The organism is Synechococcus sp. R6-10 (assembly GCF_047461815.1).
Classification (GTDB): domain Bacteria; phylum Cyanobacteriota; class Cyanobacteriia; order Thermostichales; family Thermostichaceae; genus Thermostichus.
This window is the reverse complement of record NZ_JANSHW010000320.1, coordinates 1-11,288: the sequence shown is the minus strand read 5'-3', so window position 1 is coordinate 11,288 and position 11,288 is coordinate 1. Positions and strand designations below refer to the sequence as shown.

The following is an 11,288-nucleotide window of genomic DNA, read 5'->3' as shown; positions in this document are numbered from 1 at the left end:
GATCCCGACAATTTCCAGCTCCAGTTGGGTTTCTCCCTGCCATGTTTTGGCCTTGAGCGTGTAGGCTACATCAACTCGCTCCGGCAGCGGATGGGTTTCCGCTCCCCGCCAACGGATGGCCCAAAGAGGGCGCTGGGGCTTCGCGTTTGTGATCCCCACCAACGCATCGGTGATGCTGGCCACTCCGCGGTCATCACTGGGGGTTTTGGCGGCTGAGTCGCTCCTGCCCGGACAAGAGGACTCCGTCCGAGTAGCACGTAACCCATGGGAGCGTTGCGTAGGGAGAGCAGGATCCCGGAGCAGCAGCTTCAGGTGGCCGGGAACTGGGCCAAATCGCTGCTGTTGCAGAACCTGCAGGTTGCGGCTGCAGAAGACCGGCTCAGGATTGCCGATGCCACAGGGCTGCAGATGCTGGAGCTCTCGATAGAGGTCAAGGGTGAGATCTGACAGCGACACTTCGGCATCGATTTGCACCAGCGGCTGGATCTGCTCCGGCTGCAACTGCTGTTGGGCAAACTGCCGCAATCGTTCTTCAAAAAAAGGCCAGTCTTCTGCTCTCAGGCTAAATCCCCCAGCAGCGGGGTGGCCGCCGTGCTTGGTGAACAGATCCTTGCAAAACTCCAACGCTTGAAACACGTCAAACTCGGGGATCCCCTGCCGCGCCGAGCCACTGATCTCCCCTTGCCGCGACTGGCTGCCGATGAACACCGGACAGCCAAAACGCTCTGCCAACCGCGAGGCCACAATGCCGATCACCCCTTTATGCCATTTCTGCTGAGGGGATCCCAAAATTGTTAACACCCGCTCCTGTTGCAGATCTCGGCCTTGCTGGGCAATTTGCTCGAGGGCTTCTGCCTCGATGCGCCCGCACATCTGCTGCCGCACCTGGTTGAGCCGTTCGCAGCGGCGGGCCAGTTTCTCTGCTTGCAGGGGATCGTCGGTGGTCAGCAACTGGATCCCCATTCTCGCCCGGCCAATTCGCCCAACGGCGTTGATGCGGGGCCCCAGGCCAAACCCAATCCACTCAGGCCGCAGCCCCTCCAGGGATCCCTGCATGCCCATCACCTGCAGAAGGGCGCGGATCCCTGCCACCTGGGAGGTGGGCAAGAGGTGCAGCCCCTGCCGCACCCAAAGGCGGTTAACCCCCGTCAGCGGCGCCAGATCGGCAATGGTGCCCACGGTAAACAGTTCCAGGGCTACCCGCTGCAGATGGCCATCACCACGGCGCTCGGCCAGCGCTTGGGCCAGGAGGTAGGCAACTCCCACCCCGGCCATCCCCCGATAGGGAGAAGAAACGGGGAGCTGCTTGGGATTGAGGATGGCATCGGCAGGGGGCAACTGGGGCGGCAAATCGTGGTGATCCGTCACGATTACCGTCAAGCCTAGAGCTTTGGCCAGTTGGATGGGCTCGTGGGCGGAGATGCCGTTGTCCACCGTGAGAATGAGGCGCACTCCCTCGCGGTGCAGCTCTTGCACCATGCGGCTGTTGAGGCCATAGCCCTCCGTCATACGGCTGGGGATGCGGTAATGCACTGGAGCGTCCTGCAAAGCCCGCAGCAGCAGGGCCGTGCTGGTCATGCCGTCGGCATCGTAGTCGCCGCAAATGGCGATGGGCTCTTGTCGGCGAATCGCCCCGTCCAGCAAGTCTACCGCCAGGGGCAAATCGGCAAAATCCTGACTGGGTGGGGGCAGGTGGGCGGGATCCGGCTGCAGGTACTGCTGCACGGCAGCAGGGCTGGAGAGCCCGCGATTGAGTAAGATCTGAGCCAATATGGGCGAGATCCCCACTGCCTCGGCCAAGCTTTGGGCAGCCAACTTGTCCACCGGATGAAACAGCCAGCGTTGAGCAGGGATCCCGGCCATAGGGAAGGGTGGGGCTTGGATGGGGATAGAGGGTAGGCAGTGCTACAGTTGGCCTATAGGGTATCCTTTTGACGTTAGCTCAAAACGCTCCTCTGAATCTTTCCTGCCGCCGATGTATTCTCTGCTGCTTACCTATGGTCTTAACCCGCTGACAGGCTTAAAGCTGTTGGTCAAGTCCTCTGAGCAGACCTCTCTGTGGACACTGGCCCAGCAGCTTTGGGGCCGCCCCGGATCTCGGCGACGCAGGCCGCGCCTACAAATCTCGTTAGGCCGCTTGGTGCCAGAGCAAACCGAGCACTTGTCCAAGTTGGAAGTGCTGCTGCGTCTGCGGTTTTTCATTGCCCTCGAAGCGGAAACTCCAGAGAGTGCTGCCCACCACTGTCGCGAACGGTTCTTGCTTCCTTCCGGCCAGGGATCTGCCATTCAGCTTGCCCGCTACACAGAGGGCTCGCAGCAGTACAAGACGGAGATCATCCGCTTTGCCCTGGGGGGATCCCGCACCCTTGTGGCGAGGACTCCATCCCGCCGCCGTCGCCTCTGAAACAAACTCCCCGACAAGCCATAGCGATAGAGTCTTGCCAGCCTATCTATACTGGAGATGCACTAGATCTGTGTTTCTCCCGTGAACCCAACTGGGCTGCATCTTTGCGGTGGCAGTGCGGAGCATTCTATCGGTGGTGGGCGGCATCTGCAAGCCCATCCCTGGCACAGCCTTGCCCAAACTTCGGCTTACGCTAGCTTTGAGTTGTCCTTCCCGCAAGGGGGTGAACTGCGAGCTCTGGCACTGTGGGGGATCCCCGCAGGCCCAGGCAAAGACTCCATCCCGGATGCAGAGGTTTGAGTTGCCGCCAATCCCGCCAGAGGAGATGGATCCCATGTGCAACGCCCGTAAGGACTACGGCTGGCCAAAGTGCTCCGCACTCCTGTTGCCAGCGCAACCGGCCCTCTTTGCCGGATCCCTGGCGGCCTTTGCCCTTGTGCTCCACGCCGTTAATGGGAACGTCCTGCCGGCTGCTTTGGCCCTGACCCGTTACCAAGTGCATGTACTGGCGGATGGGGCGGCGGAGTTGGCTCAGGTGCGCACCCAGGTGCCGGATGCCTATTTTGTGCAAGGGGATGGGCAGGTTTTCATTCTGGCGGGGACGTTCATCAACCGTAGCCATGCTCAACGCCGTCAGGCCGACTTGGAACGGCTGGGGTTATCGGTGCGGGTGGTGAGCCGCCAAGAGACGGATCCCCCTCTGCCCCCTGCTTTTCCTGCCCAAGCAGCACCCAGCCGCCCTGCTGCCAGCTCAAAAGCCTCTGTGCCGCCGACGCCAACCGCTCCGCCCTTGGATCCCCAGCGTCCCTTTGCCACCCACGTGCCCAACCCCACCGGTGATCCCCGTTTGGAAGAACGGGTGCGCCGCTTCTTTCCAGGAGCCACTGTGGTGCAGTACCGCGGCCAGGTTGCTTTGCAAACGGGAACCTTCTCCCGCCTGTCGTTGGCCCAGGATCAAGCCCGCTGGCTAACCGCTCAGGGGTTGCCGGCAGTGGCAGTGTCGCTGGTAGGAGAAAATGCGGGCCGGGATCCCATCTCCAACCTAGCACAAGGAGAGCGCTATTGGGTGTTGGTGGCCGATCCCACCGGGGAGAAATGGCCTGCGCTAAAACAACTCCTAGAGGGATCCCTGCCCTTGATCTACGATGACCTGCGGGTGGTGCGCACAGGTGGGTTTGCCGACCCTGCTGCTGCCGCCGAGCAGGTGCGTTACTTGGCCGGCCAAGGCTATGAAGCGGGGATCTTCCCCGCCGATCTGCGCCGCTCTCAGCCTCTTTTGCAAGCGGATCCCGTCTCCTCCTCGCCTGCCCAGGCTGTTCCTCCTGGGGAAGAAGGTGGCAGCGGATTTTGGGTGGTGGTGCCGGCTGGGGAAGAGGCCCTACCCAAGCTGCAACAGTTTGCCCCTGATGCCTTCCTGCGGGGCTCAGTGATTCAGGTGGGCACCTACCGGCAACGGGCCAACGCCGAACAGGCGCGGCGCTCTCTGGCCGAAGCAGGGTTCGATGCCCGCATCCTGCCCGTGGAGTAGCCAAGAGCCACTTCCGCCATAAACGCTCTCCTCCTTCCCTGCCGTTGGGGATCCCCATTCGGCCCAAATGGCGACTTGGGTGAGTTTCTGCTTTTGACATACTCCCCACCCTACTGGCTTGTCAAAGCCTACAGCCCGCTTGGGCGAATAGAGCGGTTGACTACCCTGCCACTGCCCTGAGCCTACCGTAAAGCCCTCCTCAAGGACGGAGCGTTTGGGCAACTGGGCGAGGCTGGTAAGAAGGATAGGCCAGCCGTTGCACCACCTGTTTGCAATACACCACCTGTTTCAATAGCAGTGCGGAGCATTTTTCCTAGAGGGCTTGCTTAGCCTGCTGCAGCGTCTGCTCAAACACCTCCAGCGGCTGCGCACCGGAGAAGGCAATGCCGTTCAAGATGAAATGGGGGGTGCCGCCGATGCCCAGTTGAGAGGCCAAGTCAATATCTCGCTGAATGGCGCGTTCTGCCGCCCGACTGCGCCGATCCCGATTGAATTTTTCTATATTCAGGCCCAGCTTCTCAGCAGTGGCCACATAAAACCCATCCCCAAGCTGAGATTGGTTGGCAAACAGCTCGTCGTGAAACTCCCAGAACTTACCTTGACGTTGGGCGGCCCAAGCAGCCCGGGCAGCCGACATCGCTTCTGGGTGGATGCTGGTCAGGGGCAGGTGCTTGTACACCAAGGTCACCTCATCCCCGTGGTCGGCCATGAACTGCTTGAGGGTGCTGTGGGCGCGGGCGCAGAAGGGGCATTGAAAGTCAGAGAACTCCACCAACACCAACCGCAGAGCGTCGGATCCCAGTCGAGGGGAATCTCCGATGACGGCGCGTGGGTCCTCCCGCAGTTGACGGCCAAATTCTTCCGCCAGCCGCTGCTGTTGTTGCTGCTGCTCCTGGTACTGTCGCTGCTGGTATTCCTGTACGGCCTCCAGAATCACCTGGGGGTTCTTTCGAATGATCTGCAGCACCTGCTCTTCCAAATCTGCCGGGGCAGCCGCCGCCGAGGGTAGGAAAACCGGAGCTCCACTTCCCACTCCCAGCAGAACCACCAGCCCGAACAAAAGTCCAGCCCGGGCCAAGCTCCGCCCCCAAGCGCGAAAAATGCTCACCAGCCTATGCATCCCAACCCCCCTCTCAAACATGCCTAGAGCCGTCGCAACTCACCCAGCCTACCGTCAGATCCCAACAGTGTCTATCACTCGTTCGGGGGGGTTAGGAATTGGTGACCTGCAGAAGCTGCTCCTTGATCCGCTGCAACTGGCTGGCCCAGCGGGGATCCGGCTCAGAGGCTGCCTCACTTTCGGCGACGACGGTGGAGCGCCCACCCTTATTGCCGCGCTGGCGTTGCTTTTTGCTGGGGGCAGGGTTTTCTGCCGACTCTTTAGAGCCCTTGGCCTCAGAATCTCTGGACGCTCTGGAATCTTTGGAACCTCTGGACTCTTTGGATGAAGGCTCAGAGGTCGCTGTTTTGGATTCGCCTTCTTCCCCTCGGTCGCGCGGCTGGGCGAGCTCAATGCGCAAGTTGACATCCCCAAAGCTGTGGCCGTTGAACTTTTCGATGTACTGCTGCGCCTGCTCTTCGGTGTTTACCGTTACAAAGCCGAAGCCGCGGCATTTGCCTGTCTTCCGATCCCGGATCACCTTGGTGGAAATGACCTCACCGGCAGAGCGAAAGAGCTTCTCCAGTGCCTGACGATCCACCTCTTCCGGCAGATTTCCAACATACAGACGCACAGGCATGATCCAGCGAAGCTCCTAATCGAAATAACAAAAGGCCAAAATGCAAAGCGCTACATCTAGGGCGCTCAAGCCCATAACATCAAACCCGGAACCCGGTAGTCCATTGTCACACCATAGCGCGCCGCAAAGCGCAACCCTTGGCAATCACGAAGCTATTTTTTAATTTACCTCAACCTGGAGCCGCGAAGACGAGGAGAATGGTCTCTCTTGTCGATTGCCTCGTGCAGTTGGTTTCGGCGGCGGGCTGTGTCCCTTAGGCCAGGCCGGTGTTGTTCAGGCGATCCCGATGTTGAAAAGGTCGGGCCTGGGGGCCCGTGTAGTCGGCTACAAGATGTCCTTGCCCTCGCAGTTGGTAGCGGTAAGTCACCAAGCCTTCCAAGCCCACCGGGCCGCGCGGCGGCAGTTTTTGGGTGCTGATGCCCACTTCTGCCCCAAAGCCGTAGCGAAACCCGTCGGCAAAGCGGGTGGAAGCATTGTGAAAGACCCCTGCCGCATCCACTTCATCCAAAAATCGCCGGGCAGCAGCGGCATCCTCGGTTACAATCGCCTCGGTATGGCGGGATCCGTACTGCTGGATGTGGGCAATGGCCTCGTCAAGGGAGCCCACCACTTTGATAGAGAGGATCAAATCGGCATACTCGGTGCTCCAGTCGGCTTCGCTGGCCGGGATCAGATCCGGCACCAGCTCGCGGCAGAGGGGATCCCCCCGCAATTCCACCCCCTTTTCCCGCAGGGCCTTGACCGCCAGAGGCAAAAAGTGGGGGGCTATGGCCTTGTGGACCAACAGGGTCTCGATGGCATTGCAGGCGGCGGGGTACTGGGTTTTGCTGTCCACCGTCAGCTTGATCGCCATGTCCACATCCGCTGCCCGATCCACGTACAGGTGACACAGGCCATCGGCATGGCCCAATACCGGGATGCGGGTATTCTCCAGGATGTAGCGGACAAAGCTGCTGGAGCCGCGGGGGATGATCAGGTCTACCAGCCCCTCCAGTTGCAGTAGGGCCTTGACCTCGGCGCGGCTGGTGAGCAACTGCAGGGATCCCTGGGGGAACTCCGGGATCTGCTGCAGGCCCGCCTGGATGGCCGCCATCAAGGCTTGACAGGAGAGCAGAGCTTCCGATCCCCCCTTGAGCAAGACGCTATTGCCGGTTTTCACCGCCAGGGCGGCAATTTGCACCAAAGCATCGGGCCGCGACTCGAAGATTACCCCCAGCACCCCCAAAGGGTAGGTGCGCCGTTCCAAGATCAGCCCCTCGTCCAGTTCCCGGATCAGCAAAGCTCGGCCCACCGGATCCCCCAGCCGGATCACCTGCCGCACTCCGGCCACCATATCTGCCAGTTTGTGGGCGTCCAGCTTCAGGCGAGCATAGGCAGATGCCGACAACTCCCCGGCTTTCACCATCTCTGCTGCCCGCTCCAAATCCGCCCGGTTGGCGGCCAAGATAGACTCTTGGTGCTCCAACAAGGCAGTGGCCATGGCCTCCAGAGCGGCATTCTTAATAGCCGTGGGCAAGGTGGCCGTGTGTTGGGCAGCAGCGCGGGCCAACTGCACTTGGGACAGCAGCGGGCGCTCTGAGGCAGATGCAAGCGAGCTGGGGCAATCGGTGGCAAGGGACATAGAGTCGGAAAGGGGGCAAAGTGCCCATTTGGAAGAAAAGGGTTGCGATGATAGGTTGTAACAAAGTTGTGTTGAACTGTGATCCTAGAAGCACCCCCGGCAGGGATCCCTATGCTAGGTTGGGCACAGTCGGTTGGGGTTATCTGTAGCCTACCAAAATCCGGATCCCACTTGCTGCAGCAGGGGAGCCCTTCATCGCTCTCGATGCTTCTAAGCTGAAGTTCGCATAGGGGAAGACCCTTGCTCGAAACCCAGTTCCCTGACAATTAGAGATCCACCTCTGGAGATCCACCTCGTCAACCTTGACTTTTAGCGCCTTCCAGGAGAGCCAATGAGAAAGCGTGGGTTTGTGGTCAGTGCAACGGCTGCAGTGATGACAGCGGTATCGCTGGTCGGCGTGCAGCTATCCATGCCGGGCTGGGCAGGGTTTCGCCGGGATCCCAAGGAAGTGGTGGACGAGGTTTGGCAAATTGTTAACCGGGAATACGTGGATCCGTCTTTTAATTCCCTGGATTGGGAAGCGGTGCGGCGAGATCTGCTCAGTCGAGAATATGCCACCCGAGAAGATGCCTATGAGGCCATCCGGGAAGCCCTGAAGAAACTCAACGATCCCTACACCCGCTTTCTGGATCCGGATCAGTTTGCCAGCATGCAAATCGATACATCCGGCGAGCTGACCGGGGTGGGGATCACGCTGGGCATGGATCAAGAGACGAACGAGCTGGTGGTGATCTCCCCCATTGAAGGGTCTCCTGCCGACCGGGCCGGGATCAAATCCAAAGACGTGATTGTGCGCATCGACGACAAGTCCACCGAAGGCATGGACACCAACGCTGCGGTCAACCTCATTCGGGGCGAGCCGGGTACGCGGGTGCGGCTGACCATCCGCCGCGAGGGGGAAGGGCTGAAGGTGTTCGATTTGGTGCGGGAAAGAATTGAGCTGGCCACCGTGCGCTACAAGGTTCACGAGGAGAACGGCCTGCCCATTGGCTACATTCGCATCACCCAGTTTTCCGGCAACGCCGCCGAGAAGATGCGCCAAGCCATTCGCGAGCTGGAAAAACAAGGGGTAGCCGCCTACGTTCTGGATTTGCGCGCCAACCCAGGGGGGCTGCTCTACTCCAGCGCCGAGATTGCCCGCATGTGGATCAACCGGGGCAGCATCGTCTCGACGGTGAACCGCCAAGGGGAGCAGGATCGCCTGACGGCCAACAACACGGCCCTCACCGATAAACCTTTGGCCGTTTTGGTGGATGGTGGCTCGGCCAGCGCCAGCGAGATTCTGTCGGGGGCTCTGCAGGATAACCGTCGCGCCGTGATTGTCGGCACGCAAACTTTCGGCAAGGGCCTGGTGCAGTCGGTGCATCCCCTGTCCGATGGATCTGGGCTGGCGGTAACCATTGCCCGTTATCGCACTCCCAACGGTAACGACATCGACCACAAGGGCATTACCCCCGACATTTTGGTGGAATTGTCCGAGGAAGATCTGAAGCGGCTCAGCCAGAACCGAGAATTGGTGGCCACCCCAGCCGACCCACAGTATGCTGCTGCCATCCAGGCTCTGCAGGCTCAGATCTCTGCCCGTCGGCAACAGGCCCAGGAGGTCATTCGTTCCTCTTCACGTTAGCCGGTGTTGGGGGCGGTTTTGATGGGTCTCAGATCTGGCACTCCTGAGACTGGGGTTAAGCCGAGGCCCAAGCTATTTAAGACTATTAAGACTCTTCTCATTCGAGTTATTCGAGGAGTGTTGACCAGCGCCGGGCTGGGGATGCTTTTATTGTTTCTGTAGGTGGCGCGTAGCACAATGGCGGGGTCGAAGATCGCGGGATCCATAAACTTGGCCGGACGGGATCTGCTCAAGCTCAGCGACCTAACCCCGGCGGAGCTGTCGGCCCTGCTAGCCCAGGCGGCTGAGTTAAAGCGGGATCCCTATCGGGTGGAGCTGCGGGGTCGGGTGTTGGGGCTGTTGTTTCAGAAGGCTTCTACCCGCACCCGCGCCAGTTTTACGGCAGCCATGGCCCAATGCGGAGGCAGCACCCTGGATCTGGTGCCGACGGTGATGCAGGTGAGCCGCGGCGAGCCCCTGCAGGATACGGCCCGCGTCCTCTCCCGCTACCTGGATGTGATCGCCATTCGCACCTACGACCAGAAGGAGCTGGAAACCTTTGCCGAGTATGCCGATGTTCCGGTGATCAACGCCCTCACCGATCAGTTTCACCCCTGTCAGGTGTTGGCCGATCTGCTCACCATTCAGGAGAACTTTGGCCAATTGGCGGGACTGACCCTGGCCTATTGCGGCGATGGCAACAACGTTGCCCACTCCCTGCTGCTGGGCTGTGCCATGAGCGGGATCCACATCCGCGTCGCCACCCCCCCCGGTTACGAGCCGGATGCGGCAGTGGTGGAGCAAGCCCGCACTCTGGCCCAGGGATCCCAGGTGTTGGTGCTGCAGGATCCCCAGGAAGCCGTCTCTGGATCCCAGGTGGTCTATACCGACGTGTGGGCCAGCATGGGTCAAGAAGCTGAGGCCGAGGCCCGCAAGGCCACCTTTCTGCCCTACCAGGTCAATGCCGAGCTGCTGCAACGGGCGGATCCGCAAGCCATTGTGCTGCACTGCCTGCCGGCCCACCGGGAAGAGGAAATCACCACTGAAGTATTGGAGGGATCCCAGTCCCGCGTGTGGGATCAGGCGGAAAATCGCCTACATGTGCAAAAGGCACTCCTGATTCAGGTGCTGGGCGCAGGATGACCCCTCACCCCCAGGCTAGAGAGCGGGTTAGCAAATGAGCTTACCGGAAAACTGGGTCTATGGTCATTTCGATTTAAACCAGGACACTGCACCCACACCCCAAACGTTGGTCGCGTCGGCGTTGCAGAGCAATAGCGTTGCGGAGCGATAATGCAGAGGGCCAGAAGGTTTTTCAAGGACTCCGTCCCGCTGGCGCGACCAGTAGCCTAGGCGTCTCACCCTAACCTGAAATGACTATATTTGACAAAACTGGCCCAAATCCTAAGCTGGCTACCGATTACTGCTGGGGCGGCGGGCTGCAATCGCCAAGCTGACATTGGGCACCCGCTGCAGAGTATCCATCACCTCCACCACCTTGCCGTGGGAGAGGGCCAAATCGGCGTTGATCACCACCAAGCGCCGCCCTTCAGCCGGCTTCTCGGCCAGGATGCGTTCCACTGCTGGGATCAGAGCAGAGATATCGGCAATCTTCTCCTGATTGACAGCAATCTGTCCTTCCGCCGTCAGGCTCACCGTTACATCCGGCTGCAGACGAACTTCAGCTGTAGTGGCATCCGGCAGGTTGACATCCAGAGCCTCGGAGCGGGTGAGCACCAGGCTGGCAATCACGAAAAACACCAGGATCGAGAAGATGACATCGATCAGGGGCACGATGTTGATCTCGCCAGCTCGGAAGTTCTCTTCGGGGATGCGCATAGGTTAGGAGGGCTCAAGCGAGGAGTAGGGGGGAAGGGTGGAGCTGCCACTGGGGCTAGATTGGGTGTAGGAATACTGGGAAAGCTGTTGGGCCTGCATCTCTTGCCGCTGCCGATGCAGCAGCTCCAGCATGCCGCCGTACTCTTGGATCTTAGAGAGTTGCCGCAGGTACAAAGAGCGGAAGACGTTGGAAATCAACAGGGTGGGAATAGCCACAATCAGTCCAAAGGCCGTCGAGTACAAGGCTTCGGCGATCCCCCGACCTACCCCCTGGGTATCGGTGCCGCCGATATCCCCCAGTTGAATGGAGCTGAGGATCTGGATGATGCCGGTGACGGTGCCCAACAAGCCCAAGAAGGGGGCAACGGTGATTACGGTGTCGAAGACAGTGTTGAAGCGCTTCAGCAGAGGCACTTCTGCCGCCAGGGCCGTTTCCAGAGCCAGCTTAAAATCTTCCGGGCTGGCCTCGTTCAGCTCCAACCCGGCCAAAAAGATGCGGGCAATCGGCAGATCGGCATTTTGCTCCAGCAAATACTGGGCAGCGCGTGGGT

10 protein-coding genes are annotated in these 11,288 nt (G+C 60.2%); 4 read left to right on the top strand and 6 right to left on the bottom strand.

The genetic code is table 11. The annotated features are described in order from the left end of the window. Nucleotides 1-1,863 (bottom strand): single-stranded-DNA-specific exonuclease RecJ (recJ, locus tag NW837_RS09580; RefSeq protein ID WP_414331040.1); only part of this gene is annotated, 1,863 nt, incomplete at its 3' end. Between the two features lie 112 nt (nucleotides 1,864-1,975). On the opposite strand from recJ, the gene NW837_RS09575 reads away from it, so the two are divergent. Continuing rightward, nucleotides 1,976-2,404, top strand: a complete 429-nt coding sequence (locus NW837_RS09575; RefSeq protein WP_414331038.1) for a hypothetical protein — start codon at nucleotides 1,976-1,978, stop codon at nucleotides 2,402-2,404. Nucleotides 2,405-2,513: 109 nt separating this feature from the next. Continuing rightward, a complete protein-coding gene (locus NW837_RS09570) occupies nucleotides 2,514-3,932 on the top strand; it encodes an SPOR domain-containing protein (protein WP_414331036.1) in 1,419 nt (472 codons plus the stop codon). 313 nt (nucleotides 3,933-4,245) lie between these two features. Here the strand turns inward: NW837_RS09570 and NW837_RS09565 are convergent, their stop codons facing one another. The 3 genes from NW837_RS09565 to NW837_RS09555 form a co-directional block, all read right to left on the bottom strand. Then, complete coding sequence (locus tag NW837_RS09565) at nucleotides 4,246-5,040, bottom strand: DsbA family protein (RefSeq protein ID WP_414331034.1); 795 nt, start codon at nucleotides 5,038-5,040, stop codon at nucleotides 4,246-4,248. Nucleotides 5,041-5,143: 103 nt separating this feature from the next. Then, nucleotides 5,144-5,671: an RNA recognition motif domain-containing protein gene (locus NW837_RS09560; protein ID WP_011432462.1), complete on the bottom strand. Its 528-nt coding sequence runs from the start codon at nucleotides 5,669-5,671 to the stop codon at nucleotides 5,144-5,146. Between the two features lie 253 nt (nucleotides 5,672-5,924). Continuing rightward, the gene (locus NW837_RS09555) at nucleotides 5,925-7,292 is read right to left on the bottom strand and encodes a glutamate-5-semialdehyde dehydrogenase (protein WP_414331033.1); all 1,368 of its coding nucleotides are present in this window, start codon (nucleotides 7,290-7,292) and stop codon (nucleotides 5,925-5,927) included. Nucleotides 7,293-7,623: 331 nt separating this feature from the next. Here NW837_RS09555 and ctpC point away from each other — a divergent pair, with 331 nt between their 5' ends. Further along, the gene (gene ctpC / locus NW837_RS09550) at nucleotides 7,624-8,919 is read left to right on the top strand and encodes a carboxyl-terminal processing protease CtpC (RefSeq protein ID WP_414331029.1); all 1,296 of its coding nucleotides are present in this window, start codon (nucleotides 7,624-7,626) and stop codon (nucleotides 8,917-8,919) included. 204 nt (nucleotides 8,920-9,123) lie between these two features. Then, the gene (gene argF, locus NW837_RS09545; protein WP_202943718.1) at nucleotides 9,124-10,041 is read left to right on the top strand and encodes an ornithine carbamoyltransferase; all 918 of its coding nucleotides are present in this window, start codon (nucleotides 9,124-9,126) and stop codon (nucleotides 10,039-10,041) included. Between the two features lie 270 nt (nucleotides 10,042-10,311). On the opposite strand, the gene NW837_RS09540 is transcribed toward argF, so the two are convergent. Both NW837_RS09540 and NW837_RS09535 read right to left on the bottom strand, forming a co-directional pair. Then, nucleotides 10,312-10,737, bottom strand: a complete 426-nt coding sequence (locus NW837_RS09540; protein ID WP_011432458.1) for an ExbD/TolR family protein — start codon at nucleotides 10,735-10,737, stop codon at nucleotides 10,312-10,314. 3 nt (nucleotides 10,738-10,740) lie between these two features. Then, nucleotides 10,741-11,288: MotA/TolQ/ExbB proton channel family protein (locus NW837_RS09535; protein WP_414331027.1), on the bottom strand; the 548-nt coding region annotated here is incomplete at its 5' end.